General features: G+C 69.4%; 31 protein-coding genes and 2 pseudogenes. 13 read left to right on the top strand and 20 right to left on the bottom strand.

Features of this window, described 5'->3' with window-relative positions; translation table 11 throughout:
- Nucleotides 1-339 precede the first annotated feature (339 nt).
- The 3 genes from ACGF2Y_RS08345 to ACGF2Y_RS08335 all read left to right on the top strand — a co-directional run bounded on the left by ACGF2Y_RS08345 (nucleotide 340) and on the right by ACGF2Y_RS08335 (nucleotide 3,024).
- A complete protein-coding gene (locus tag ACGF2Y_RS08345) occupies nucleotides 340-783 on the top strand; it encodes a hypothetical protein (protein WP_392944144.1) in 444 nt (147 codons plus the stop codon).
- A 94-nt stretch (nucleotides 784-877) separates the two neighbouring features.
- On the top strand, nucleotides 878-2,113 hold the full coding sequence (locus ACGF2Y_RS08340; RefSeq protein WP_392944142.1) for an MAB_1171c family putative transporter: 1,236 nt from the start codon (nucleotides 878-880) through the stop codon (nucleotides 2,111-2,113).
- 281 nt (nucleotides 2,114-2,394) lie between these two features.
- A complete protein-coding gene (locus ACGF2Y_RS08335; RefSeq protein ID WP_392944140.1) occupies nucleotides 2,395-3,024 on the top strand; it encodes an HAD-IA family hydrolase in 630 nt (209 codons plus the stop codon).
- Nucleotides 3,025-3,227: 203 nt separating this feature from the next.
- Here the strand turns inward: ACGF2Y_RS08335 and ACGF2Y_RS08330 are convergent, their stop codons facing one another.
- Nucleotides 3,228-4,100: a helix-turn-helix domain-containing protein gene (locus tag ACGF2Y_RS08330; RefSeq protein WP_392944138.1), complete on the bottom strand. Its 873-nt coding sequence runs from the start codon at nucleotides 4,098-4,100 to the stop codon at nucleotides 3,228-3,230.
- A 555-nt stretch (nucleotides 4,101-4,655) separates the two neighbouring features.
- Here ACGF2Y_RS08330 and ACGF2Y_RS08325 point away from each other — a divergent pair.
- From ACGF2Y_RS08325 to ACGF2Y_RS08285, 9 genes are all read left to right on the top strand, one after another.
- Entirely contained in the window at nucleotides 4,656-4,982 is a 327-nt protein-coding gene (locus tag ACGF2Y_RS08325; protein ID WP_392944136.1) for a transcriptional regulator, read from the top strand.
- Nucleotide 4,983: 1 nt separating this feature from the next.
- A complete protein-coding gene (locus tag ACGF2Y_RS08320; RefSeq protein WP_392944134.1) occupies nucleotides 4,984-6,003 on the top strand; it encodes a hypothetical protein in 1,020 nt (339 codons plus the stop codon).
- Nucleotides 6,003-6,707 (top strand): ATP-binding protein, encoded by a 705-nt coding sequence (locus tag ACGF2Y_RS08315; RefSeq protein ID WP_392944132.1) that lies wholly within the window; start codon nucleotides 6,003-6,005, stop codon nucleotides 6,705-6,707. Before ACGF2Y_RS08320 ends, ACGF2Y_RS08315 begins: the two co-directional genes overlap by 1 nt.
- A 119-nt stretch (nucleotides 6,708-6,826) precedes the next feature.
- Nucleotides 6,827-7,393 carry a WhiB family transcriptional regulator gene (locus ACGF2Y_RS08310; protein WP_109180474.1) on the top strand — a complete coding sequence of 189 codons (567 nt, stop codon included), beginning with the start codon at nucleotides 6,827-6,829 and terminating at the stop codon, nucleotides 7,391-7,393.
- The gene (locus tag ACGF2Y_RS08305; protein ID WP_392944130.1) at nucleotides 7,390-8,457 is read left to right on the top strand and encodes a DUF2637 domain-containing protein; all 1,068 of its coding nucleotides are present in this window, start codon (nucleotides 7,390-7,392) and stop codon (nucleotides 8,455-8,457) included. The genes ACGF2Y_RS08310 and ACGF2Y_RS08305 overlap by 4 nt, the downstream gene beginning before the upstream one ends.
- 102 nt (nucleotides 8,458-8,559) lie before the next feature.
- Nucleotides 8,560-8,784 (top strand): hypothetical protein, encoded by a 225-nt coding sequence (locus ACGF2Y_RS08300; RefSeq protein WP_382472258.1) that lies wholly within the window; start codon nucleotides 8,560-8,562, stop codon nucleotides 8,782-8,784.
- Nucleotides 8,781-9,446 (top strand): plasmid mobilization protein, encoded by a 666-nt coding sequence (locus ACGF2Y_RS08295; RefSeq protein WP_392944127.1) that lies wholly within the window; start codon nucleotides 8,781-8,783, stop codon nucleotides 9,444-9,446. The genes ACGF2Y_RS08300 and ACGF2Y_RS08295 overlap by 4 nt, the downstream gene beginning before the upstream one ends.
- Nucleotides 9,446-11,218, top strand: coding sequence for a relaxase/mobilization nuclease domain-containing protein (locus ACGF2Y_RS08290; protein WP_392944125.1), 1,773 nt, complete (start codon nucleotides 9,446-9,448; stop codon nucleotides 11,216-11,218). Before ACGF2Y_RS08295 ends, ACGF2Y_RS08290 begins: the two co-directional genes overlap by 1 nt.
- Before the next feature lie 106 nt (nucleotides 11,219-11,324).
- A complete protein-coding gene (locus tag ACGF2Y_RS08285) occupies nucleotides 11,325-11,720 on the top strand; it encodes a hypothetical protein (protein WP_392944124.1) in 396 nt (131 codons plus the stop codon).
- A gap of 71 nt (nucleotides 11,721-11,791) precedes the next feature.
- Here the strand turns inward: ACGF2Y_RS08285 and ACGF2Y_RS08280 are convergent, their stop codons facing one another.
- The 6 genes from ACGF2Y_RS08280 to ACGF2Y_RS08255 all read right to left on the bottom strand — a co-directional run bounded on the left by ACGF2Y_RS08280 (nucleotide 11,792) and on the right by ACGF2Y_RS08255 (nucleotide 13,975).
- Nucleotides 11,792-12,025: a hypothetical protein gene (locus ACGF2Y_RS08280; protein ID WP_056704973.1), complete on the bottom strand. Its 234-nt coding sequence runs from the start codon at nucleotides 12,023-12,025 to the stop codon at nucleotides 11,792-11,794.
- Between the two features lie 31 nt (nucleotides 12,026-12,056).
- A complete protein-coding gene (locus tag ACGF2Y_RS08275; RefSeq protein ID WP_093760979.1) occupies nucleotides 12,057-12,293 on the bottom strand; it encodes a MarR family transcriptional regulator in 237 nt (78 codons plus the stop codon).
- A gap of 102 nt (nucleotides 12,294-12,395) precedes the next feature.
- A complete protein-coding gene (locus ACGF2Y_RS08270) occupies nucleotides 12,396-12,725 on the bottom strand; it encodes an esterase (RefSeq protein WP_392944298.1) in 330 nt (109 codons plus the stop codon).
- Between the two features lie 88 nt (nucleotides 12,726-12,813).
- Nucleotides 12,814-13,026, bottom strand: coding sequence for a hypothetical protein (locus ACGF2Y_RS08265; protein WP_093761009.1), 213 nt, complete (start codon nucleotides 13,024-13,026; stop codon nucleotides 12,814-12,816).
- A gap of 135 nt (nucleotides 13,027-13,161) precedes the next feature.
- A complete protein-coding gene (locus tag ACGF2Y_RS08260; RefSeq protein WP_392944121.1) occupies nucleotides 13,162-13,503 on the bottom strand; it encodes a winged helix-turn-helix transcriptional regulator in 342 nt (113 codons plus the stop codon).
- Between the two features lie 124 nt (nucleotides 13,504-13,627).
- Nucleotides 13,628-13,975 (bottom strand): DUF317 domain-containing protein, encoded by a 348-nt coding sequence (locus ACGF2Y_RS08255; protein ID WP_392944119.1) that lies wholly within the window; start codon nucleotides 13,973-13,975, stop codon nucleotides 13,628-13,630.
- A gap of 217 nt (nucleotides 13,976-14,192) precedes the next feature.
- Here ACGF2Y_RS08255 and ACGF2Y_RS08250 point away from each other — a divergent pair, with 217 nt between their 5' ends.
- Complete coding sequence (locus ACGF2Y_RS08250; protein WP_392944117.1) at nucleotides 14,193-14,456, top strand: hypothetical protein; 264 nt, start codon at nucleotides 14,193-14,195, stop codon at nucleotides 14,454-14,456.
- 4 nt (nucleotides 14,457-14,460) lie between these two features.
- Here the strand turns inward: ACGF2Y_RS08250 and ACGF2Y_RS08245 are convergent, their stop codons facing one another.
- The 13 genes and pseudogenes from ACGF2Y_RS08245 to ACGF2Y_RS08185 form a co-directional block, all read right to left on the bottom strand.
- Nucleotides 14,461-14,949, bottom strand: coding sequence for a hypothetical protein (locus ACGF2Y_RS08245; protein WP_392944115.1), 489 nt, complete (start codon nucleotides 14,947-14,949; stop codon nucleotides 14,461-14,463).
- Nucleotides 14,950-15,006: 57 nt separating this feature from the next.
- Entirely contained in the window at nucleotides 15,007-15,957 is a 951-nt protein-coding gene (locus ACGF2Y_RS08240) for a DUF317 domain-containing protein (RefSeq protein WP_211042639.1), read from the bottom strand.
- A gap of 115 nt (nucleotides 15,958-16,072) precedes the next feature.
- On the bottom strand, nucleotides 16,073-16,930 hold the full coding sequence (locus tag ACGF2Y_RS08235; RefSeq protein ID WP_211042640.1) for a winged helix-turn-helix transcriptional regulator: 858 nt from the start codon (nucleotides 16,928-16,930) through the stop codon (nucleotides 16,073-16,075).
- Nucleotides 16,931-16,954: 24 nt separating this feature from the next.
- Nucleotides 16,955-17,782: a large ATP-binding protein gene (locus ACGF2Y_RS08230; RefSeq protein ID WP_211042641.1), complete on the bottom strand. Its 828-nt coding sequence runs from the start codon at nucleotides 17,780-17,782 to the stop codon at nucleotides 16,955-16,957.
- On the bottom strand, nucleotides 17,779-18,444 hold the full coding sequence (locus tag ACGF2Y_RS08225; protein WP_211042642.1) for a hypothetical protein: 666 nt from the start codon (nucleotides 18,442-18,444) through the stop codon (nucleotides 17,779-17,781). Before ACGF2Y_RS08225 ends, ACGF2Y_RS08230 begins: the two co-directional genes overlap by 4 nt.
- On the bottom strand, nucleotides 18,441-18,917 hold the full coding sequence (locus tag ACGF2Y_RS08220; protein WP_211042643.1) for a type II toxin-antitoxin system RelE/ParE family toxin: 477 nt from the start codon (nucleotides 18,915-18,917) through the stop codon (nucleotides 18,441-18,443). Before ACGF2Y_RS08220 ends, ACGF2Y_RS08225 begins: the two co-directional genes overlap by 4 nt.
- Nucleotides 18,914-19,693, bottom strand: coding sequence for a glycosyl hydrolase (locus ACGF2Y_RS08215; protein WP_211042644.1), 780 nt, complete (start codon nucleotides 19,691-19,693; stop codon nucleotides 18,914-18,916). Before ACGF2Y_RS08215 ends, ACGF2Y_RS08220 begins: the two co-directional genes overlap by 4 nt.
- A complete protein-coding gene (locus ACGF2Y_RS08210; RefSeq protein ID WP_211042645.1) occupies nucleotides 19,690-20,289 on the bottom strand; it encodes a DUF4913 domain-containing protein in 600 nt (199 codons plus the stop codon). The genes ACGF2Y_RS08215 and ACGF2Y_RS08210 overlap by 4 nt, the downstream gene beginning before the upstream one ends.
- 93 nt (nucleotides 20,290-20,382) lie before the next feature.
- Nucleotides 20,383-21,288: pseudogene (locus ACGF2Y_RS08205) on the bottom strand (DNA cytosine methyltransferase); the annotation flags it as partial.
- A gap of 121 nt (nucleotides 21,289-21,409) precedes the next feature.
- Nucleotides 21,410-21,511: pseudogene (locus tag ACGF2Y_RS08200) on the bottom strand (DNA methyltransferase); the annotation flags it as partial.
- A 152-nt stretch (nucleotides 21,512-21,663) separates the two neighbouring features.
- Nucleotides 21,664-22,836, bottom strand: coding sequence for a DnaB-like helicase N-terminal domain-containing protein (locus ACGF2Y_RS08195; RefSeq protein WP_216814862.1), 1,173 nt, complete (start codon nucleotides 22,834-22,836; stop codon nucleotides 21,664-21,666).
- Nucleotides 22,833-23,063, bottom strand: a complete 231-nt coding sequence (locus ACGF2Y_RS08190; protein WP_165684135.1) for a hypothetical protein — start codon at nucleotides 23,061-23,063, stop codon at nucleotides 22,833-22,835. Before ACGF2Y_RS08190 ends, ACGF2Y_RS08195 begins: the two co-directional genes overlap by 4 nt.
- Nucleotides 23,060-24,328, bottom strand: a complete 1,269-nt coding sequence (locus ACGF2Y_RS08185) for a type IV secretory system conjugative DNA transfer family protein (RefSeq protein ID WP_236073046.1) — start codon at nucleotides 24,326-24,328, stop codon at nucleotides 23,060-23,062. Before ACGF2Y_RS08185 ends, ACGF2Y_RS08190 begins: the two co-directional genes overlap by 4 nt.
- Between the last annotated feature and the right edge of the window lie 39 nt (nucleotides 24,329-24,367).

Below are 24,367 nucleotides of genomic sequence, written 5' to 3'. Positions count from 1 at the left end.
GGAAAGATCGCCGACCGTTTTTGATCTTGCTTTGCTTCAGCGATCCTCCACACCCGGGTGACCTTTGCAACACGTTCTTCTCTCATGATCGCTTAATCCCCCTTGTACGCTTAGGCGCGGACAGTGCGTGCCGGTCTAGCACCGTGCGCATCGAATACGGGCTCCAGCCTGCCAGCGCCTCGCGTACGCGCGTTGAGGTATGGGGTCTGCAGTGAGAATGGAGCGACTATGCGTTGGCGTAGGGATCCTTCACGTCGCGCTCTTGTGAGGGAATGCGAGAGGAAGCTCGCCGATCTCCCTATACCAACCCCCTTCAGCGTCGAGACGCTGGTGAGCAATATGGAAAGCGCGCTGGGGCGTCAGATCCAACTGGTCCCATTGGACGACCCAGACGGGGGCATCGGGACAGCGTGCGGTCTTCGGGTTAAAACTCCCGACGTAACCATCATTCTCTACCGTCGCCGCTCAAGCAGAAATCAAACAGAACACATCATCCTCCATGAGATCGCGCATGAGTGGATGGATCACGGCACCTCTCTGACGGCCGTTGAAATCGAGCGCTACGTCCCTGAGCGCATCCGGCAAGAAGTGCTTCGGCGCTACCCATCAGCCCTTATCCAAGCGCGCGTCGATTTCGACAGCCACGAGGAGAAGCAGGCTGAGCTTTCGGCGTCATTGATCAAGCGCCTGGCACGTCGCCAGTCTGCTACCGGAGACGATGTGATCAGCCTGTTGGAATATTCATTGGCGCATCCGGTTGCCCCGCCGCGGCGTCGGCGGTAGCTCCACACGATCCGTAATCTCGCACTGACCAAGTCTGCACTCTGCAGGGCCCGTGAGTGGCGACAGGTGTGGCACCTATAGATCGACTGATTCCGTGTTCGACTTCTTCAAATACTTCACTGCGGCGGTCATGACGCTGATCTCCATCTGGCGTTTCCCGGCTGTCAGGTATGGCGATGCGCATCGTAGGGCGCTCTGGGGTGGCTACGCCGGGTTTGCAGTGGCCCTGTGTCTGTACACCCCAGCAGCAATGGACGCGGTCGATCGTATTCCGGTGGTCGATCTCAGCGCCCTGCTCCGGCACTTCGCCAGCACGGCGGCGATCATGGCGGCTCTGACCTATGTCGCCACCAGCTACGGCAAGACCGCTGAGGCGGTCGTGCCCAGGCACGTGGAGTTCTCACGGTGGATCGCCCGAGCGTCGTACAAGGCGGGAGCCGTCGGCGTGGTGCTGCTCGCGATCCTCTTCTTTACCGTTGTCCAACGCGATCGGCCGAGCGAGGACTTCCTCGTTGACCACGCGGGAGAATGGGGCGTGGCGGTCTACATGACCGTGTTCTATTTCTTTCCGCTAGTCACCACCGCCGTATGCGGCTATCAGTGGACGAGGGCGGCACGCCGAGCTGAGAGCACAAGCATGCGCATCGGGCTCGGTTTGATGGGTTTCGCGATGTGGATGGGGCTCGTTCACACGATAGCTAGAATTGCCATCTTGTGGAGTGCCGTAATATTTCCTCTCAGTCAATCGACGGTACGATTCCTGGTCGATTCCACTGCGATCTGGATGAATCTCCTTTTCGTTATCGTCGCAGTCGGGGCGAGCATCCCAACGACCCGCGCGGCTGCTGCGCGATGGAAGACGTTCCGAACCCTGAACCTGATCTATCCTCTCTGGTTCGATCTAGTCGAGGCTTTTCCCGGAACAAGCCTGTACCCTCCCGGCCGACGGATCACGGAACTTTTGCAGTTTCGCGTCCCCATTGATGTTCGCTTGGACCGATGGACGCAGGATATCTCCGACGCCTGCGAGAAACTGCGCTACTACGTGCCGAGCGACTTGATTTTTGCTGCGGAGGACAAGGCGTCCCCACACTCCGATCCCGAGCCTGCTGCGGAGGCTTACTGGATAAAGGCTGGCCTGCTTGCCGCTAACGCGGAATCCGTCAGGCCGTCTTCGGCCACCCTGATGAGAGACAAGCCGTTCGTGGACACCGAAAGTGAAGCTGCGTGGTACGTGCGAGTCAGCACGGCCTACACGCAGATCACCGGCGACCAAGCGCGAGAAGTTCTTCATGACTCCGAGAAGTTGAAATCGGAATCTCGGCGGTAGTTCTGGAGCACGGTGTGTTCCGGGTTGCCGTATCCGTGTTTTCGGCGTGTGCGCCCTGTCACTCAGAGATGCGATCTTGTAAGGCTTGCGTGAGATTCGGCACCACCGAGCGTGCGGTCGCGACTGGTACCGTGGGCAAGGCGGACAAAGAGGTTCTGCGCCGCCCTGTAAGTGCACTTCCTGGCCTGCGATGCGCAGCTTCTGCGACCGCCATGTACGCCGGGTCCGTGACGCTGTCCGGTCTGGATAGGCGTCCGAAATTCAGCAATGGAGTTCCCCGCATGTCCAACCGCCGTACCGGCCTCATTCTTGATTTCGGAGGCGTTCTCACTACCCCCCTGCTGCCCGCTGTGTTGGCGTTCGAGCAGCGTGAAGGGCTTCCCCAGGGAGCCTGCCTCACTGCCCTGTACAAGGACCCGGAGGGCGTCCGGATCACCAGCGATCTGGAACGCGGAGTGGTGTCCCAGCGCGAGTGGAACGAGTTCGCCGGCAGGATGCTGAATGTACCTGCGGACGGGTTGATGGGGAGGATCTTCGGCGACCTCCGCCCTGAGCCGCTGCTGATCCACGCTGCCGCCGCAGCCCGCCGGGCCGGGATCAAGGTCGGCATCCTGTCGAATTCCGTGGGCCTGGAGCCGTGGGACCTGTATGCCGGCTACGAGCTGGAGAAGCTGTACGACGTCGTCGTCATCAGCGAGCACCACATGATGCGCAAGCCCGACGCCCAGCTCTTCGAGGCCACGCTGAAGCTGATGGGCCTGCCTGCCGAAGAGTGCGTCTTCGTCGATGACACCGAGGCGTACGTCCAGGCAGCGGAGCAGCTCGGCCTCGCGGGAGTGCACAACCAGGATCCGAAGCAGACGGTCGCAGCCCTGTCCGAGCTGTTCGACGTCGACCTGACCGCTTCGTAGATCGGCGTCGATTCCGTCCGTATGAAGGGACTACGGCTCGGCCTCCAGGGAGGCCGAGCCGTAGTCCCTTCGTGCATCCGGTCCGAGAAGTGGGCTGGCCCGGTCAGAGCCGAGGGGCGATAGGCGGTCAGGGGTCCTCGGTCGCGCCCGCAAGGCGGCGGTACCGCAACTGATTTCCACCCGCCCGCTACTAGCTAGCGGGGTTACTCTTTGTCCTGAACCTCGGACAGAGCGTGCCGTAGCTCTCCTACGAGCCTGTTGATGTCGGCCATCGATCTCCGGGAGAGGATCTCGCTGCCACGTGCGGCCAGGCCGAGGATGTGTCCCTGGTGAATCGAGCCGATGAAGCGAACAGCCTCTAGGAACTCCTGGACCATGGGGCTTAGTTCGGCGTCATCGCCGAACAGCCAGGCCGGGACCTGGAAGGCGTATGCCAGGCCGGCGCGCACTTCATCCGATGCCGCGGTCTCGGTTCCGTCGCGCAGCTCGCCGATGCCCTCGGCGGTGACGGCTGCGGTCGGCGCATGCTCGTTGACGAGTCGCGCGATCTCCGCGTCGGAAAGCGCCTCTTCGCCGGTGGAACCGTACTGCAGGAGAAAGTTGATCTTTTCTCCGATTGTGCGAGGCGCGGCCTCTTGATCGCCATGTGGGGCGGTGGTGCGAATGCCGAACGAGCGATCCTGCGCCGCGAGCAGCTCCTCCTCGGTCACCCTGTACGCCGCCGCCAGCGGCTTCACATAGCTGTCGTTGAGCCTGCGCCGCCCGGACTCGGCGTTACTCACCGGCCCCCGGCTTGCCCCGATGATTTCGGTGGCCTCCGCCACGCTGAGACCGGCGTCACAGCGTAGGAGCTGTAGGTCCGGCGGCCCGTCGTGGGGGAACAGTTCGTCGAGCGGTTCGTTGAGCGCCTTGGCGATCGCCGGCAGCTTCTCACCCTTGGGAAAATCCTTCCCGGATTCCCACCGTGCGACGGTGGCACCGCTGACGCCCACCAGTTCGCCCAGCTGCCTCTGGTGCATGTCCCTGCGTCGGCGGACAGCACGCACGCGGCTGCCGTCGAACTGACGAGGGGGCACGGGGACTCCTGGTGCGAGGTGGCGATGGGCTCGGTGTCGGGGTCAACTGTAAGCCAGGGTTGATGCATTTTCGAAACTGACGTACGTTTCCGTATCGTACCTGTTGATCAGGCCCGATTCTACGGTGCCGAGCCCTGGGGGACCTCTGTGCATATTCGTATGCCATAACCGCTCACGCGACAAGCGCTTGCAGTGCTTGCCGGGCGGCACGGATCCACGTCGGCATCGCCCTCCTGAGAGCGGCCGATACGGAGTAAGACGACCGCAAACGATCTTCCGGACAACGGGATGGACTTGTCCGCGGGGTCTACGTATGTTCGTCGTCCCACGCCGGGCAGCGCCCCGGAAAGGGGCCGATGACCAGCGAAAAGGAGGCGGGACGGATGCAGGCATACGACCCGTGATCTGACCCCGAAACTGAAACCGGCGCCGAGGAGCTACCAACTCCCAAGCGCCGGGCTGGCACCCCGAGGGCGCCAATTACACATCACGCGGGCGGCAGGGCTTCTTGCACGAGACCGCCGCACCGCGCTCCTTCGAACAACGGAGTATCGCATGCTCGCCACGCCGAGCGGAAGCCCGGCCTGCGCGGACGACGGCCGTCCGCGCCGCCTCGCCGCACAGCTCGCCGACATGATCCCGGGGGCGGCCACGATCCGGGTCAGCCTCACAGACCCGACACAGACGTGGCCTCACCTGCACGCCGTCGTCAAGGACGAGGCCGGAAGGACCCTGGAGCTGGGCCGCCCGACCGCTAGGGTCGCGGCACGCTGGATCCTGCGGGTCTGGCCGGAGGCGGACTGGATGCGCCCGCACACCTTCTGCCTCGCCGACGCCACCCTGACCCGCAGCGACCTGGTCGCCGCTGAGCGGGGCCGCTGAGATGGCCCGGATCCGAACCGTCAAGCCGGAGGCGTTCACGTCCGAGTCGCTCGCCGAAGTGACCGTGGCGGCCGAGCGGACCTTCTTCGGCCTGCTCACCCAGGCCGACGACCATGGCCGCCACCGGGACAACGCCGCGATCATCGCGGGGCTTCTCTGGCCCCTGCGCGCCGAGCACACCTCGGTCCACGTCGAAGACGACCTCCACCAGCTCGCGAATGCCGGACTGATCTGCCGATACACCGGATGCGACGGCCGCCTCTACCTCCACATCGTGACCTGGTCCGAGCATCAGAAGATCGACAAGCCGAGCCAGTCGCGCCTGCCCTCGTGCCCGCAGCACCAGGCTGCCGACCGGTGCGCCCCCTGCAAGGGCTCCTGCTCCCGGCGGGGGAACGGCTCGCCCACCACTTCGCGAGGACTCGCTGAGACCTCGGCGAGGGCACCCCGAGCCCTCGATCTGCCCGCCGCACCCTCCTCGACGGTGTCGGAACAGGCAGACGGGCCAAGCGCCGACCGGCAGGACGCCGCCGATGGAGCCAGCAGCGCACCCGGGCGGACCGGAGTTAAAAGTGCAGGTCAGAGGGTTGCATCTGGCGGCTCCCCGAACCTTCCCCGAAGCCTCCCCGAAGGCTCGGCGCCTGGATCTAGGATCTTGGATCCTGGATCTCTTGTCCCTACGGGGCGCACAGCGCCCGCAGCCGGCATCTCCGCCAAGGACCTCGTCGGGGAGTACGTCGCCGGGTGCGACCAGCGCCCCCCGAGCGACGTGATCGGGCACCTCGGCCGGATCATCAAGAAGCTCCTGGACGAGGGCATCGCACCGGCGCACATCCGAGCCGGGCTGGCGAACTTCACGGCCAACCCCAAGCACCCGAGCGTGCTGACCAGCATGGTCAACGAGGCGATGAACGCTCGCCCCGGCGGTTTGGCGCGGCCGGGAATCCGGCCTAACGTGCCCGCCCACCAGGCGTGGACCAACCCGGCCAACGCTTCTGCCGCCTACGCCGAGGAGCTGTGATGCACACCCGTCACCGCGAACCCCAGCTCCTCGGCAACGAAGCCACGCTGGAGCGCATGGCCCGGATCCTGGCCGCCCGCAACATTGACCCGGTGGACGCCGCGCTGCCGGACGACGCCGAGCCCTTCTCACCGCTGGACGCTCTGCTCGCCGGGATGCCCCCGCGCTATCAAGCGGCTGTCGCCGACCACCCCACGGTCCTGGAGTGGGTCCGGAAGGTCACCGACGCGGCCGTCGCCCCCAGCCGAGGAGCCCGACGACAGGTCACCACCGGCCCTAGCTTGCTGATGGCCGGGGTCGTCGGCGCGGGCAAGACGCACCAGGCGTACGGCGCGGTCCGCGCGTTGGTGCAGAGCGGGGTCGGCGCGCGCTGGCGGGCGACCACCGCCGCCGACCTCTACGCCGATCTCCGCCCCCGGCCCGGGGTGGACAGTGAGCGGGAGCTGGCGGCCGTCAGCCGGTGCCCGCTGCTGATCATCGACGACCTCGGCGCGGCCAAGGCCAGCGAGTGGGTCGAGGAGATCACGTACCGGCTGATCAACCGGCGGTACAACTACGAACTCCCCACGCTGATCACGACCAACCTGGCGATCAAGGACCTGCGTTCCTACCTCGGGGACCGAGTCGCCAGCAGGCTCGCTCAGATGACCACCCGAGTCGAGTTCGAGGCCGTCGACCGCAGACGCCACAGCGCCGCCGCCTGACCCTCCACAGGCCACCCCGCCGGACCGCGCCCTCGCACCGCCGTCCCCCCCGGGCACCTACCGCCAGCGCACCTCTTCGCCGACGCCCCTGCGCGCGGAGAGCGATCGGAGCACCCCGCATGACCAGCACGATGAACGGCCCCGCCCAGCACCGTCAGCTCGGCGACCAGACCTGGCAGGCCGACGCCGTCTGCCAGAGCACCGAGTACAACCCGGTGGACCCCGAAGTCTTCTTCCCCGAACCCGACGAGACCGCCAAGATCGCCACGGCCAAGGCCCTGTGCGGCCAGTGCCCGGTCCGGCGCACCTGCCTGGACGCCGCTCTCGAAGGGGGTGACACCGACGGGATCCGCGGCGGCCTGACGGAAGAGGAGCGCGGGCCGCTGCACGACAAGCTCGCCAGCCGCCTCGACTACAGCCGCGTCAATGCCACCATCGCCGGACGTGACGTGCACCTCACCCACACGGAGCGCCGCGCGGTCGAGTACGCGGCCTACCGCCACGGGGTGAGCGAGCAGCGCCTGGCCTGGCTTCTGAAGGTCACCGAGGAGCACGCCAAGAAGCGGTACCGCGAGATCCGCCGGGCCGAGCGCAACCGAACCCTGAACCAGCCCACCACGAACACCACACCCCCCGAGACCAGCGGCGAGCGCCTGATCCGCGACGACTTCGGGACGGCGGCATGAACATCGCAAGCGCGTCGAAGACGGCGCACATATCCGGGTGGGACCGCGCGGCTGTCGTGGCGCTCGGGGGCGCGGGGTGCGCGCTGTCGTACGACGCCCTGCAGCAAATGGCCGTGGCCATCCACATCCGAGGCTTCCTTACCTACCTGTTCCCCCTGGTGATCGACGGGTTCATCGCCTACGGCATCCGAGCCCTCCTGGTCCTGCGCAACGCACCCCTGCGCGCCCGGCTCTACGTCTGGACGCTCTTCGGCACGGCCACCGCCGCCAGCATCTGGGCCAACGCACTCCACGCGGTGCGCATCAACCAGGACACGGTCGCCGGCACCGGCCTCCAACTCGGTGACGCGGTGGTCGCGGTGCTCTCCACCATCGCCCCGCTCGCACTGGCCGGAGCGGTCCACCTCTACATCCTCATTGCCCGGGGCCCGGTCGAGGACTCTGGCCGGCAGAACCTCGGTCAGCCCGGTCACCTCGGTGAGACCGACCGCAGTGACGCTATCGAGGTCACCCGGACCGACCGAGCCGGTCAGCAGCGGTCAGCGGCCGGTCAGGTCAAGTCCGGTCAGTCGGTCACCGCTCTGACCGACCGGCTGCCGCTGTCCCCGACCGACGAGGGCACCGCCGCCCGGTCAGTGACCGGAGACTCGATCCCGGCGACCAGCGGCCAGTCGGTCACCGATCACCACAACCGCAGCCACGGTGCCCCTGACCTGCCGGGACAGGCGGACAAGGGCAGGACGGTCACTGACCGCCCCAGCAGTGCGGCCCCGGTCGGTGATGACCAGGACAGTCCGGCGGCGGTCAGTGCCGCGCCGGTCACCTCGCCGCCGGTCACTGACCGGGCCGCTCGGCCGACTGGTGACCGGCGTCCTGACCCGGACACCGAGGAGCTGCTGGCGATCGCCCGGTCGGCGGTCAGGGCCGAGGACAAACTGACCCGCAAGGTGGTCGCCCAGGCGATCCGAGGTCAGCAGATCCCGCTGTCGAGCGACACCCTGACCGCGCTGATGGCGCAGCTGCGTGAGCAGCACCGCCAGCCGGTCACTTCCTCCCGGCCCTGACCGAACCTCCACGGAGTGGGTGACCGAACCGGTCACCCCGGCCGGTCACCCACTCCGCATGTCACCGACACACCCCGCCACAGCAGAAGCGGAGAGCACCCGATGCGCACTCACCCGGCCACGCCCGCCGAAGTCGACTCCTGGCTGACCGTCCTGCACCAGCACGGACACCTCCACCGCGCCCAGTCCGGCCCCGACACCACCTGGATCGTGCAACGCGAGCAGCACGACCGGCCCTGGACCCTGCACCACCCCGTCCTGGCCATGGACTGGATCGAGGAACTCGTCCGCGAAATCCAGCAGCAGAACCCGGAGACGAGCCGGTGAACACCAACGACCCGGCGGCCACCTCCGCTGGACATCAGCGTGACCCCACCACGGCTCCTGGCGGAGCAAGCTATCGCGTACGACGGTCCTACGGCCCGACGTACGCACTTGCCCCCGCCCAGGAGGGCGGGGGAAGCCCGGCTGGTCCCCGAGCGAGGGCGCACGGGGACCAGCCGGGCAACCGGCACCAGGGGGCGCCGGTCACCGGGGGAGAAGCCGACCGCGACGACCACCGCGAGCAGCCGAGCCCGAGCACGCCCGCCTACCCCGACCGCAAACCGCGCCGCCGCACCCGCAACCCCAGCGAGCGCACCCGCAAGACGACCACCCGCCTCTCCGACACCGAGAAGACCGAGATCGCCGAGGCCGCCACCAAGCGCGGCGTCACCGTCGCCCGGTTCCTCGCCGCCTCCGGCCTGAGCGCCGCCCGCGGATGCGCCGCCGTGCACAGCAACGACCAGCTCGACACCGCCATCGACGAACTCGCCGCTCTGCGCACCGCGCTGGCCCGCATCGGCAACAACATCAACCAGATCGCCTTCGTCCTCAACAGCGGTGGCCAGCCGCGCGCCGGTGAACTCGAACACGCGCTGAGCGCACTGACCGGACTTCTCGCCCGCGTCGATGACGCGGCGAACGACCTGGTGACCCGGCGGCTGTGATGGTTCCCGACATCGGACGCGGCTCCCGCACCCACGGCCTGCTCGTCTACCTGTACGGCCCCGGGCGGCGCGAGGAGCACACCGACGCACACCTCGTCGGCTCCTGGGACGGCTTCGCCCCCGACCCCGGCCGCGACACCGGCCTCGACCCCGACCCGAAGGTCACCCTCGCCCGGCTCACCGCCGCCCTGGATTTGCGGGTCAAGCAGGCCGGCGACCGCGCACCCGCCAAGCACGTCTGGCACTGCTCGGTCCGCACCGCCCCCGGGGACCGGCGGCTGGACGACGAGGAGTGGAACGCCGTCGCCCAGCGCATCGTCCACGCCACCGGCATCGCCCCGGCTGGAGACCCCGACGGCTGCCGGTGGATCGCCGTCCGCCACGCGGAAGACCACATCCACATCGTCGCCACCCTCGTACGCGGTGACCTGCGCAACCCGCGCCTGAACTACGACTTCAACAAGGCCCAGGCCGAATGCCGTCGCATCGAGAAGGAGATGGGCCTGCGGCGCCTGAACGCGGGCGACGGAACCGCAGCGAAGAACCCCAGCAGCGCCGAGAAGTTCAAGGCCGAGCGCACCGGCCGCCCGGAGACCTCGCGCGAGACGCTCCGCGAGGCCGTTCGTCGAGCCGTGGCGGGAGCGGATTCGGAAGAGGAGTTCTTCACGCGGCTCCGAGAAGCGGGGGTACGGGTGAAGCTGCGATACGCACCGTCCGGTGACGCGCTCGGCTACAACGTGGCCCTGCCCGGCGACCGCAACCGCGACGGAGCCCCGGTCTGGTACCCCGGCTCCAAACTGGCCCCCGACCTCTCCCTTCCGAAGATCCGCCTTCGCCTCACCGACGGGGCCGTCGAGCCGAGCGCTCCCGCGGTCGGCGCTGACCGGACTAACTGGTCACCGCCCGCCCGTCAACGACGCAACGCCACCGTCATCGCAGAGCGCTCAGCCACGCTCCTGGAACGCGACGAGGACGGCGAGGCCGCCCCCAAGCTCGTCGGCGTCGGAGAACTCCTTGACGCAGTGGCCCAGACCTCACCGGCCACCACCCGCACCGAGCTGGCCGCCGCAGCTCGCGCCTTCGAACGGGCGACCCGCAGTCATGTCCGCGCCGAACGCGCCGACACCCGAGCCCTCCGCTCAGCCGCCCGAGGCATTGTCCAGGCCGGCGGAGCGCTTGGCCGAGGCGAGGACGGCGGCACCACCGCCATGCTCGTCTCCACCCTCGTCCTCGTCACCCTCGCCGCCGCCCGCTGGCACTCCGCCCGCGGACACGCCCAGCAGGCCCACGCCTCCCGACAAGCCGCCGCGCACCTACGCACCGCCTACCGCCAGGCCGCCGCCACCCCGATGCGCATGCTGCACGACCAAGGCCGCGCCCTTCCTGACGCCCAGCGCCTCATGCACGAGGCCACCCTTCGCGCCGTCCTGCCCGAGAAGGTCGTACGGGCAGGAGGCACGGAAGCGAAGACCGACGCCTTGGTCGCCACCCTCGCCCAGGCCGAGCGGGCAGGCCATGACTCCGAAGCCCTCCTGCGCCAGGCCATCGACATGCGCGAACTCGACAGCGCCGACGACGTGAACGACGTCCTGGTCTGGCGTCTGCGGCGCATCGCCCAGCTCCCGGCACACCCGGGTGACAGTGCCCGTCGTCCGCAGGCCGCCACCCGCCAGGCCACTACGCCGAGCAGCCGCACCAGTGAACGAAACGCGACGGCAGCCGTACCGCTCGGAACTGCTCAAGACCCCAACCGCCGCTCGCCACGTCGCTGACCACGTCGAACCGGACGGAGACGACCGGCCGAGCGGACGCCGCGAAATGTATGGACAGCCGGTTCCACCGGCTGTTACGGATGAAGACAGGACCGACAACCGGGAGATGACGCTCGTGCTCAGAACCACCACCCGCACCACGGAGCCGGCACCCGTCCTGCCCACTGGTACCGACCCCCTGCTGCAGCTCCAGGCCGAGACGCGGTCGGCCGACGGCCCCGGGGCAATTCGCTGCGTCGGCCACTCACGCGAACTCGCTCTCGGCGGCATGCCCGTGATGTGCTCCGCCTGCCGTGCCCGACGCGACTGGCTGCTCATCAACCACGGGCGCAACGTCTGGGTCCGCTGCCGGTGCGGCAACCAGTGGCTCGAGCCCGAGATCAGTCGCGCCGACTTCGATGCCCTGGTCGGCGGCCCGCACGGGACGACCTACCCGAGTGTCGAGGCGGGCTTGACTGCGCTCGGGTTCGACGGCGTATTCGCCGGCATCTACCTGGAGTAGGCGAGCATCAGACGGAACGCCGAAGGGCGCCACCGGCATGTCGGTGGCGCCCTTCGGCGTGCAGGTGAGGTTCAGCCGCGTGCGCTGTCCTTCGCCAGCCCTCCCCGGAAGTCGCACCCCGGGCATTCGTCTTCACCCTGGACGTGTCCCTCATACCAGCCGTGGACCGCCGCATGCAGGATGGCCTCCTCCACAGTGGCCTCGCCGCTACGGACTGACTCGATGGCTCCGCCGACGATCAACCCGAGTACGGCGTTGTCGGTCGAGGGGAACGGGGGCGAGGGCATCTGCGAGTCGGGCGTCATGCCCGCAGCCTACGGGTGAGCACCCGCTCGGTCAGTCGGTCGGGGTGGTCTCCTGTCGGGGGGAGCTGTGCAGGTCGCTGCGAAATCCCCGGCCGACCGGTCTCCAGTTCTGGAACGTGGACGGCTTCCAGCGGGGACGGTCCGGAACGCTGTCGTCGTCGGGCGAGGGCAGGCTGCCCCGGCTCTTGCGGCTGCGGGTCGCGCCGACGCTGATACCCAGGTGGGCGGCGACCTCCGGGTATCCCCAGAGCCTCTGGTCGTCGGCCATGGTGTTCTCCTTCGTCAGGTCGAGCGTACGCAACGAACGGGTAGACGCACGACGAGGCCGCCCCTGCCTGAGCGGCATGGGGCGGCCTTCGGCTGTCCTCGGTCAGACTCCGGAGAGCCGGTTGGAGAGGTCGAGTGCGTCGGTCGCGAATGAGAGGGCGGCGCACAGGCCGGTCACCTCGTACAGGGTCGGACGGATCAGGCGCGGCCAGTCATCCGGGGCGGCGGGCCAGGAACCGAGGAGCACCTCGGCCGTGGTCAGCCCCAGGTACGCCATGACGTCCCAGCCGCTGCGCGAGGCGGGCTCCCAGCGCAGCCGGATGCGCCCGAGGGGAAGTTGAGGGGTTTCGGCAGCGAGCCAGGTGATGTCGAGGGGGCCGTCGGGGCGGGCGGAGATGCGCTGGAGAAGCGCGCTGTGCACGCCGAACGGCATGGGGCGCACGGCGACATCGTGCAGCGCGAGACGAGGCGCGGGTCGCGAGAGGGACGAGATGGAAGCCTCCGTGGTGGTAGGGAAGCGATCAAGCCCAGGTGAGGGCATCGCGCGCCCCCACCGGGAGGTAGTCCTCCTGACCGTCATCGGCGATGTACGCCTTGCCGTCGCGGACGACGACCTCGGCCCCCACGAAGTGGGCGAAGGGGAAGTCCGGGTTGACGGCGAGACGGACCGGCAGGTTGGGGTCGAGTTCCAGGAGCTGGCGAAGCAGGTGGCCGACGGTCAGATACTGGGGCACGGAAACCTCCGAGAGCGGTATGGGCGGACGGGGCAGGACTGGCGGGGACATCGTCAGGGCGTCGAGGCGGAGCAGGTCGCGAAGGGCCTTCGGGCCCTTGGTGTGGTCTGCGAGATGCTGCCGACGGTGGAGCCACTAGGTCAGCCGGTAGCGACGTGGGAGGGGAACCGCGCCTTCCTCCGAGACGACCAGGCCGTCGGCGTGCAGGCGCTGCAGCGAGCTGGCGACCCGTTCCTGGCTCAGCCCCGTGGCGGCGCTGATCCTGGAGAGGGGCGCGTCGGGGTTGCCGGACAGGTAGGCGACGACACGGGTGTCGCGGCGGCGGAGGTGGTCCTGGAAGATCCCGGCGGTGTACAGCAGCAGCACCCCGCAGCAGACCTGGGGGATGCCGCGCGAGGCCATGCCGGAATCCGTGAAGGCGTCGTAGGCCGCGAACACGGCGGTGCCGGAGCCGACGACGTGGTTCGCGATTCTCACGAGGTCATCGGAGTAGACGGTCATTTCAATGCCTTTCGGTCAGGAAGAAGAGGAGCGGCCGGTCCGCCGGGACGGGCGCGGTGAACGGGGCGGGCCGTCGTCGGCCCGCCCCGTGGTTCGGCGGTCAGTGCGAGGAGTGAGTGACGAGGGCGGCGAGGAATCCGGCGACGGCCTCGGAGGGGGTGTGGATGCCGAACTCCTGGACCCACACCTCGCCGTCGGCGGGCAGCACCTGGACGCGCCAGACGATCTCGCGCGCCCAGGCGGAGGGGTCTTCGGGGAGCCAGCCGACGTAGACGCCGCCGTCCGGGCTGGTCGCGTGGACATTGGCCTCCGGGGTCTCGGCGATCGTCCAGCCGAGAGCGTCCAGGAGGTCGAGCACCGGAGCGGCGCAGTGGTCGGAGGAGAGCCAGTGGCGGTCTTCCACGGCGGGGTGGACGACGGCGGGCAGGAGGGTGGCAGAGGCGTTCACGGTTGGACGATCCCTTCGTTGACCTGCGGTTTTCCCGACACCCGTACGTTGGCATGCAGCATGCCGAAGTGCGTAGTCGTTTCCCGGGGATGCCGTCTGCCGTGGGCGAACTGGAAACCACCAGCGAGCGGTCGGCGGGACGGGAATGGATCGGCGACCGCGGTTGTCGTACCTGGGTTGCGGTGAGGGACCGCACGTCGGTGGAGGGGAGCAGGGGATGGCCGAGGCGAGCAGACACTGGGACGGCGCCGGACTGGAACGCAAGATCCGCGCCGCCGGACGGCCGTGGACCGTGGGCGACATCGCGATGGTCGCCGATGGCCAGTGGGGAGTCGGCGCACAGCCCGACCAGTGGCCGGACGAGGAGACGGTCGAGCGCCGGGTCGCCGAAGGGCGGCGCGTGGAGCTGACGGTGGAGGAGCTGGCCCGCGCGGTGGGCCCCCGGGCCGAAGAGGGCCCCCGCGACGAGAATCGGAGCTAAGCGTTCAACGTCGGGGCCCCGTTGTGGGCGCTGACGGCCCTACGACCGCCGCCGGAGAGGACGGTTCGGGCACGGCCCCCGGGGCGTGCCGCGTCTTCCCGGAGCGGGCGACAGCGGCCTGAGCCAGCCGAACCGCCGGAGCCTCAACCTCGGGTGCGGCGGCCTCCCGAGCCTCCACCACGCGCCGGATCGCCTGGAGGTACGCACGGCTCTCCGCGTGGGCGACGCGGAGCTTGACCGCCGTTTCGGTGATCCGGTCGAGTTCGTAGGAGTCAGGCACGTACCCATGCCGCGACAGGGCGTGAAGGCGGTCCTGGTGAACAGTTACCGCGCTATCCGTGATGGCCAGGGCCGCGCGGGTGTGCATGGCACAGCGCAGGAGCGGGTCCTCGCTGGGGCGGCGGACCCCTAGGACCTCAAGAGCTTCGATGGGCTGGCCCCAGGCGTTCTCGATCATGGCCGTGGCCTGGTCGAGCATGGTGGTGGTGGGCATGGTGGAACTCCTGTTGGGCGGGGACGGTCGCGAGTGGAGTGCGGCCTGGGGTGGGAGTCAGCGTCCGCGCCGGGGCGTCGGCGAGCTGGCCGGCAGCCGGGCAGAGGTCGCGGGCGGGGGGTGTCCCGTCCGTTTCTGCGCCGCCCCCGTGGAGCGGCTCTGCGCGGCCATCACCCGGAGGTCGGCTGCTGTGCGTGGTGCCCGCGCGGCACGGTGTACGGCCTGGGTGACCGCGGTGCGGCGTACGTCCAGCGGAGTCGGAGCGCGCGAAACCTGAGCCTCGGCGATCGGCGTGGCCGAAGCGACAGGGGTCATCGTGACAAGGTGTTGCATCCGCCGGTCGACTTGGTGGCGTTCACGGACCACCGGGGTCGACTTCGCCATCACAGCGGCGGTTGCGGCGATCAAGTGGGACGGGGTGCGGGCCGTGAACGTCGCTTCGGCACGAGTGCCCCAGCCCGGCGGGCCAGCCCACAGCTCGACGGTCGTGCGGTCGGAGCCGTAGCCGCGCCGATCGATGAGGATGCCCGCTTGGTCGTCAGGAGCGATGATCTCGACGGTGCCGAGTTCAGCAGCTCCGTCAAGGTTCCAGCCGGCATCGGTCAGCGGCCGGACGGTGTCCCTCCAGGGGACGGTTGGTCCTGTCAAGAAGCGGCCGGGGGTGTCGGAGGCGATGGCTTCGTCGTAGTCCTGGACCAGTGCGGCGGTGAGGCCGGCGGCCATCTCGGCCGGGGTGACGTGGTTGAACGTCGCCGTCCAGCGAGGCGCCGAGAAGGCGTCCTCAGCTGCGCTGATCTTCCACAGTTCGAAGTCGTCGCCGAACCAGCCGATCCGAATCCGTTGGTCGGGAGAGGTCACGAGGAGCTGGCAGGGGCCCTCATCGAGGTACTGATGGGGCCAGTGGGCGACGGGCGCGAAGCCAGCCTCGCCGGTCCCGTTGGAACCAGCCAGATACATGGGGCTGACCAGTACCTCTTGGTACCGGGTCGGGTCATCAGGGGCGTACATGGTCGAGTCTCCGGAAGCGAAGGAGGAGAACGGATCCGCGTATGCAGCGGCGGGAGCCGCCGGAGCGCACGCGGATGCCGTAGTGGCGGCGAGTGGCCTCTCGTTCTCACCCCCGTCACCGGCCCCGGCCCCGGCCCGGTGCCGACTGGGCGGTCACGGCCGACGGCACCCGCGGTTCCGGCTGAGGCGCGTGGCTGAACATGACGTTCGACGCGGCGGCGCTCCGTCGTAGGGCCGCCGCGGTCCGGGCGCTGTCGGCTCCCGCCCCCAGCGGAATGCCGACGTGGGTGCGCGTGGCTGCCGCTGTCGGACGCGGTGCCGCTGTTCCACCTCGCAGCGCGAAGGGCTGGCTCCAGTGCTCGACACTCGCGTAGACGGCCCCCAACGCCTGGCCGGCATCGGTGAGCACGTACGGGTCTCCGTGCCGGGAGCCCGTCCGCGTGACCAGGCCATCGGCCTGAAGCCGGACAAGTCGCTGCCGTGCGAGGCCGTTGTCCAGACCGGCCGCCTCGGCGATGTGAACGAACCGCATCTGGCCGTCAGCCGAATCGAGGGCCTGAATCACGGCAGTTGAGTGCCGAAGATGCAGGCGGCGCAGCGCGTCCTCGACACGCTCGGCTTCGGCCATCGGTTCTTGTGTCAGGTGGGTGCGGGACCAGTCCGAGACCGTGCGGAGGACGGGGGCCAGAGACGTGCCGAGCGCGCTGAGCCGGTACGGCGCACCCCGCCGGTCGTCCTCGCGGATCACCAATCCGTCAGCGTGCAGCGTGGCCAGCCGTTTGCCGACGAACTGCTCACTGACGAAGGGGAGCTGCGCAGCAACGTCGCGGACGCGCACGGGGCCGTTCACCTGGGCCAGAGTCATCGCGGTCCAGGTGGTCCACTTGGGCCCGATCCGGGCGAGAGCCTGCTCGACGCGCTGGGCGTCGATGGAAGCGATGGAGAAGGTGGGAGGCAGGCCGGGGGTAGCCATGGTGGGGTCCTTATCGGGATGAGGTCAGCGTGAGCGGGGGGTCGCGAGGGAGGTCCTGGCGACGGGCACGGCGGCCGGGTCGGAGAGCGCGCCTGACGTGGTCCGCGTGGTGGTGCGGCCGAGGGCGGCGGACACCCGGGAGGTCGTCGCGCGACCATCCCGCAGGGCGGCTTCCCCCTGCGCAGTGAGCGAGAGGAGCTGGCCGGGCCGGTACACGTTCTCGGTGATGTCCTGATGCAGTAGCCCGTCGGCGACCAGCCGCTGCACGGTCTGCGGGAAGATCGCCGGGTCCTGCCACTGGGCCTTCCCCCGCGAGATGTACGGGTCCTCGCCGATCGCGTTGCGACGAAAGCGAACACCTCCGGCCGCAACCGCTTCGAGGGCTACCAGCCCGCGCCCCCCGGCAACGGCCCAGTCGTCGTCCCGGTGGGGCCGCGTCTTCTGGCCCTGCCCGTGGCTCCTGTTGGTCGCGCGTTGAGCAGGCTCGGGCGAGGAAAGAAGCCGGCGGTAGGCGGACAGGGACTCGACGAGCTGGCTGTACGCCCGGTCTTGCTGCGCCAGAACGTCTCCGAGTTCGGGGAGTGCTGTCCGCAGCAGCGCGTACGACACCTGGGCTCGGCCGCCTTCACCCCGACCAGTGCCTTCGAGCAGCCGCTGAGCGCGCTGGACCGCGTTGAGCACGCTCTCGTGTCGCTCGTCCAACGCCGCTGCGGCTTCGATGACGCGTGTAGCGGCCTGGTGCAGCGGCTCCTCCGGACCATGTGCGAGGGCGTGCACGCTGACATCCCCGACACCGAGCACTTCGACGACGAGATAAGGCCCAGGGTGTGTGTCTGCGTCGTACGGGTTCACTCCGTTGCCTCCATCCGGGCGAGCAGGGAGCGGACCAGAGCGGGCAGGCTCCCGGGATCGTTGTCGAGCCGAGGGCGGTCGCTCACTTCGCTGAGGAGATCGGCGTCATCGAGCAAGCCGCTGGAGATCTCCATGCAGGCGTCGGTGATCCGGGCGGCGGCGAGCAGCGACTGGGAGAGAACCTCGACGTAGTCGTCCGGCGCGAGACCGGCCACCTCGGCTGCGTTGCGGACCGCCTCCAACTCAAGTGCGTTGAAGGCGAAGTCGAACTCGTCGTCCCGCTCAGTACCACCGGGCGCGGCGACGATCGGAGCGCAAGGCTCCGTAGGGATGCCCACGCGGGTACAGATCTCATCGACCGAGGAGGTCAGCTCGGCGAACGACTCGGTGAGCCACCCCAGCGCGGAGGCGTAGGAGGCCAGAGCGAACAGGCCCGCCGAACCAGCAGGGCGGGGCTCGGTGGCCACGAAGCCCTCGAACCGGTCGTTCAGCTCGGTGATCACGCGGGGCCCAGCGGCCAGCGGACCCAAGACGGGATGCAGGTAGGAGCGGGCGGCAGCCGTCGGGTACTCGGCGGCAGGGATGCCGCCGACGTTCTGAGCGGCCTCGGTGAGGAGGTCCGCCAGCTCTGAACGAGTCAGCGCAGTACGGTCGTTGGTCATCGCTGGGCGACCTTTCGAGAAGCAGCGGCCGAGGGCGGCGCTGGTGACGGGGCAGCCGCGCGGCCCGTTGTCGGCCGTTCGGTGGTGAGCGTCGAGCGAGACCGGGCGGCCTGCACACGGGCCTCCGTGGCGGAGTCCGGGCCGACCCCTTGCTGGGGGCCAGTCCGCAGGTGGGCCGCGCGGTAGACCGCGTAGTCCTTCCGGCTGCCAGCCGCCACGAGGTAGATCTCGCGCTTGTGGGTCGAGGTCGGTGGCGCTTGACGGAACTGGATGACCAGCCGGTAAGAGACCTCCGGGTCGACGTACACCTTGTGGAAGCCGGCGAGACGGCCCTTCAACGGCAAGCAGTCGTCGCTTCCGTGGACCAGGTTCTGCAGCTCCAACAAGGCCAAATCGCGCATCTCGGGCGGGAGTTCCCGCAGGTCGGCGATGGCGTCAGGGTGCGCGGCGAAGGCGAAGCGGGCGTGGCTCACAGCAGCCTCCCCTGAACCGCGCGCTGGACCGGTGCCTCCGCTGTCGCGCGGGGCGCGTCGAGCCCGGTCTGTGGTGTCGGAGAGGTTCCGGCGGACCGGGAAAGGGCGATGCGGGCGATGCGGGCCCGGACGACAGCACCGTTGTGGTCGCTGTACTCCGGAGGCTCGGGCAGCGGTTCGCTGCGCTCGTCCAGCCAGGTCTGGGCGACGCCGACGTCGGGGAAGGCGCCTTCGCGCATCGTGTACGTGCCGGCATCGTGGTTCCACTCCTCGTAGAAGAGGCGAACCGGTGCCTGGGTGGCCTGGGAGTCGTTGACGAGTGTCCACGCCTCGCTGGGGTTGTCGTCGGAGGTGTAGGTGTCGAGGACCTCGTAGCGGGTGCCCGACTTCTGGATCTGCTGTTTCACCTGGAGGGTGAGGTCGTCGGCGGGCTCGATGTAGTCGCCACCGCGCAGTGCGATCCGTTCGAGCGGGCAGCCGCGTTCTGCCAGCCAGTTCTGTGCGAAGGACGCCGTGGCGTGGTGACTCGTCTCGAACGTGAACGCGGACTGCCGCAGATCCCGAGCGACTGCGATCGCAACGAGCTGTGGCTCGCCGGGTATCCCCCAGGCGACCGATCGGTCGTGGGCGAGGACGAAGCTGTGCGAACCGTTGGGCGTGGTGTGGTGCTGGGACAGCACCGTCAAGTCGCCAGTCCAGAGGGCCTCCATCGCTTCCTCGGAGTCGTCGTCGACTGGCGAGAGAGCGTCGAGGCCGAAGTCGAGAATGTCGTTCATGCCGCCGCCCCCGCCTGCTCGGGCGCCGGGGTGGCCAGCACCCGGTGATTGGGGCGGGTTGCGTTGGTCGTGCAGGCCGCGAACGGTCCGTCGGGCGCACGCAGGTGCGCCAGGGTTTGGTCCAGGTGGTCGCGGTGCCAGGTCGAGGGGCCGGACAGGCCGGCCTCCGTGTCGGTGAACTGCTGCCAGGCGAGCCAGAGTGCGTGGAGCCGGGCGACGGCCTCGGGGTGTTCGTGCCAGTGCGCGCACCAGGGACGGCTCGTGCTGATCTCCCGGCCGTACACCGGCAGGAAGAGGTAGTTCACCCAGTCGCTGAGGGCAGCGAGTTCGACGGCATATTCCTTGCCGCCCAGGGCGAGGATGAACACCGAGGTGGGGCCGTCGCGCTTCTTCCCGTCAGCCGCCTCGGCTTCCGAAGCGCCGTCCGGCGGCTGGATGGCGCCGGATTCGGGCTCGGAGCCGAGGCGGTCGAGGATGACGCCGTGCTGCCTGACCTCGGCCATGGTCTTGGCGAGGGTGCTGGCGAGGTCGTCGAGGTCTGCGTCGGGGACGCGGTACGGCTCGGGGCCGGGGGAGGTCTGGCTGGTGTCGGCCATGGGGGTGTGCTCCATCTGTGAGACGGCGACATGCCCGAGAGGATCCGGAGAATCAGCGGTTTGGTCCGGCCGGAGAATCGCGGTAGTGGAGCGCTATCGGTCGGCGCAGCGGGGACAGCGGGGGAAGGGTGGTGCCAGCAACTGCAAGGCGCGCGAAGCCTGTTGTGGGACGACGCCGTTGCCGAGCGCGGTGAGCTGCGCTGGACGTCCGAGCCCCGGAGTCGCGGTGACCCAGCCGGCGTCGAGGCCCTGCATCCACTCCACGAAGTCCGCGCGGAGCCGACCGGCGCCGTCCGTGGGGGCCGGGGCCGGGCGGGTGAGGCTCTCCCATCGGGTGATGGCGGATCCGTACGCTCCCCATCGCCGGTCCGCGCCCCCGCCTCCGGCGTCTCCTCCGCCCAGAGGGGCAGGACCACCGCCGACAAGGGAGGCCGCCATCCCTTCCCGGGGCGGTGGCCCGGGGTGCCCGTGTTGCTGGCCCTCGGCGTCGGCAACAGAGACGCAGCCGCGCTGGGCAGGGTCATGTCGCCATTGCCGTGCCGCTGGTTCGGCGAACCCTTGATTCCGTCCGACGCCTTCGGGGTCGGCAGCAGCAGCCACTCGACCTCGTCGGCCAGGTTCGGACCGTGCCCCCCGCTCTTCCGCTTCGATGGATGCTGGCTGCCGCCGTTCTTCCCGATGTTGCTGGTCGGCGTCTTCAGCAGAGTGCCCGGCGGGCCATGCGGCGAGGAAGGTCCGCTCGCGGCGGTGCGGGGCCCCGACGTCGGAGGCGCGAAGCACGAGCCACTTCGCGTCGTACCCGAGGTCGGCCAGGGATCCGAGTACGGCACCGAGTGCCCGCAGAGCAGGCTGACCTGCGGTGTCTCCCAGACACCACGGGCAGGGTTCCACGTCGCCAGGGGAACCGGCGGGGGAGGTGAGGAGGCCGCGCACATTCTCGATCACAACCAGGCAGGGTCGGAGGGCTGCGACCGCACGGGCGACGTGCAGCCAGAGCCCGGAGCGGGTCTGGGCGTTGAGTCCGGCCCGGCGGCCGGCGACCGAGACGTCTTTGACAGGGGAAGCCGGCCGTCAGGACGCACACCCGGGGGACGGTGGACCAGTCGACGGCGGTGATATCGCCCAGGTTCGGGACGCCGGGCCAGTGGCGGGCCAGGATGCGTGAGGCGTTCGGGTCGACCTCGGCATGCCAGGCGAGCGTGCCGCCGAGCGCGGACTGCACACCCAGGTCGAGGCCGCCGTACCCCGAGCAGAGAGACCCGATCAACGGGGCGGCGAGCCACGGGGCCGTGGTGCGTAGGTCCGGCGCGGCTGCGGAGATGGGGTAGATCAAGGCGATTTCCAGGGGCAGAAGAGGCTGGTGGGGAGGGGGCCTCACGGGTGGCCGCGCGAGGGTGGTCGGGCTGCTGACAGCGTGGGGAGACGGCTGGCCGGGGCTGGGGGTGACGCGCCTGGGCGGGGTGTGCTGCGGGCGCGGGCGGCCTTCACTCGGTCGGACGGCGGCTCGGCCGCCGACGGAGCGGATGCCGTGGCCTTCGGAGCCGGACTGCTGTTCGCGGTGGACCAGCGGGCACGTACCTCGTCGAGCGGACCGAGTTCGTGCATGGCGTGGTTGATCAGCCGGCCGGGCCCCAGAACCTCGTCCTGGGCCAGGGTCCGGATGGCTCGCGCGGAGGCGGCGGCGGTGCGGGTGACGGAGGAGCGCATCACCCGCTGTCCGAACCAGTCAGCGCTTCCGGGGACCATGCCTTCGCAGACGGCGGTCAGCTGCTCGCTCGACACAGTGCCGTCGGCCAGCAGACCGCGTCGCTGGGCCTCCCAGAGCAGGGTGATCCGGTCGATGGGTTCGCCCCGGTGGTGCAGCGCGCCCAGGCACCGGTAGAGCTGCCCGTGGGTCGCGTCGGCAAAGTCTCCCGGCCGCAGCCAGGCCACCACCTCGCCCATGGCCCCCGGCTGTTCGGCGAGGACGGCCAGGAGGAAGCGCTCGTCCTCGGCGACCTGGCCGCTCTGCGCCGGAGGCGGGATGTCCGTGGCGGCAGAGGGCCCAGCGGTGGGTGGGACCGGTCGAGGATCGGTTCCCCAGCGTCGTGCAAGGTCGGTGAGTACGCCGGTCAGGACGTCCGCCGTGCGCAAGGCTCCCTCGACCTCGCCCTGGACGGCGTCGGCCCGAGCCGCCTGGTGGAGACGGATCGCGTGCTGGGCGACGGTGCGGTGAATCGCCCCCTCCAGCACCATGCGTCCGTACACCGGGGCGTGCTCGGTTCGGGGACACGCCTGGATCAGGGTGTGAGCGTACGCCGCGGTCAGCCCGCGCACGTGCTGTCCGGCCTCCTCGACCGCGTCGGTCACCCACGACAGCGGCAACGGACCAGCGGCCGAGAGCGCGGGATGCCCGTCGTTGCGCAGCTTGCGGAGCGCGGCGAACAGCGCCTGGTGGACGGGCCGATAGAAGTGGTCCGCAGCGAGCCACTCCAGGTGCGTGAGCTGCTCGGGGTCGAGTAGTGCGGCACCGAGGACCGCCTGCTCGGCGCTCATCAGCGGGTTCACCGCCGGCCTCCGGGATCAACGCAGGGCGCCTCGTCCTGCCGGATGAGGAGGTTGGCGACTGCCTGGTCGGCAGCGGCCATCGACAGCGCGAAGTCGTCCAGGACGGCGGTGAAGGCGGGATCGGAGGCGGGAACCGAGCCTGCCCCGCCGTCAAGCCACCACCGGCCACCGCGCAGGACGACCGGAGCGTGGGCCAACCGCCCTTGCTGTGGTGTGGGCGCGCTCATGCCGACAGTCCAAGATCGTCCTGGCCGATGCTCTTCGCGAGGGCACGCTCGGTGATGGCCTTCGTGGCGCGAGCGGAAGCCGGGCCGACCACCTTGGCGGAGGGCTCCTTGTACCAGGGCTTGAGGTTGAGCATGGCGACCCGGATGCCGGTGGCCAGCAGCAGCACCTTGCCCTTGGGCAGGGCGCGGATGGCGTCCGGCGGAAGGATCCGTTCCGTGCGCATGCTCACCGAGGTGGACTTGCCGCCCTCGCTGGTCGACACCGAGGTGGTCTGGACTTCGTGATCGCCGACCTGACGGCTGAGCCGGTCGGCGAAGTCCGCGTCGTCGATGCCAGATCCGATGATCTTGATGGTGGCGGCGGAGTACAGGGCGTCCATACCGGCCTCGCCCCAGCACCGCTGGCCCTGACGGTAGGACTGCAGGATCGTCATCGGGATGACGCCTCGGCTGCCCAGGTGGCTGTAGAGATCAGGGAGGTCCGAGATGCGGCAGACATTCGCCGCCTCGTCGAGGACGCAAAGGGCGGGCGGGTCGAGTCGCCCGCCGGAGCGCTCGGCCACGATCACGGCCGCGCGCATCACGGCGTCGGCCGCCGCCGCGATGATCGCGGACGCACTGCCGCCGCCGTCCTTGCTCAGCAGGTACAAGGTGTCGCGGGACGTGGCGAAGGCGAACGGCTGGAACTCGGGAAGGTCGTCGTTGGGGGTGACCCAGGCGGCGACGTCCGGGTCGAGCAGGCAGCTCGCGTACTGCCTCGCCGTCTCATAGATGCCGTCGCGCGTTTCGGTCGCGCCGGAGACGGTGCCCTGGAGCTGGGCGGCGACCGCATGGTGGCCGGCGTCGGTGAGCAGGTCCACCGGGGTGCGGTCGGCCGGCATCGCGAGCCAGGCCAGGACGTCGGTGATCGGCCGCCGGTGGGACGCGGCGGCGAGGAAGAGGGCACCGAGGGTGTTGCTCGCGGCGGTGGACCAGAAGTCGGAACCGCTGGACTCGTCCACGCTCGCGGTCACGAAGTGCCCCGCCAACCTCTTCGCCCCGGCGAGATCGCGGGCGTCAGCGAGGATGTCCCACCACATCTCGCGCGGGTGGTGGGCGATCTGCTGCGGATCGAGGGTCCAGATCGTGCCGACCTCGGCACGGGCGTCCACCGTGGTGGTGAAGGCGTCGTTCGCGGCTTTGTTACTGGTGAGCAGGACCGGGCCCGGTGCCGAGAGGATCGCGGGGATCGCCAGCCCGGACGTCTTGCCGGAACGCGGGGCCATGATCGCGACGATCACGTCCTCCCAGGACGCGCGGACCTC

It is taken from the genome of Streptomyces sp. NPDC048142, from assembly GCF_043202835.1.
GTDB lineage: Bacteria > Actinomycetota > Actinomycetes > Streptomycetales > Streptomycetaceae > Streptomyces.
Note: the sequence above shows the minus strand (reverse complement) of the source record. Positions and strands in the feature narration are given on the sequence as shown.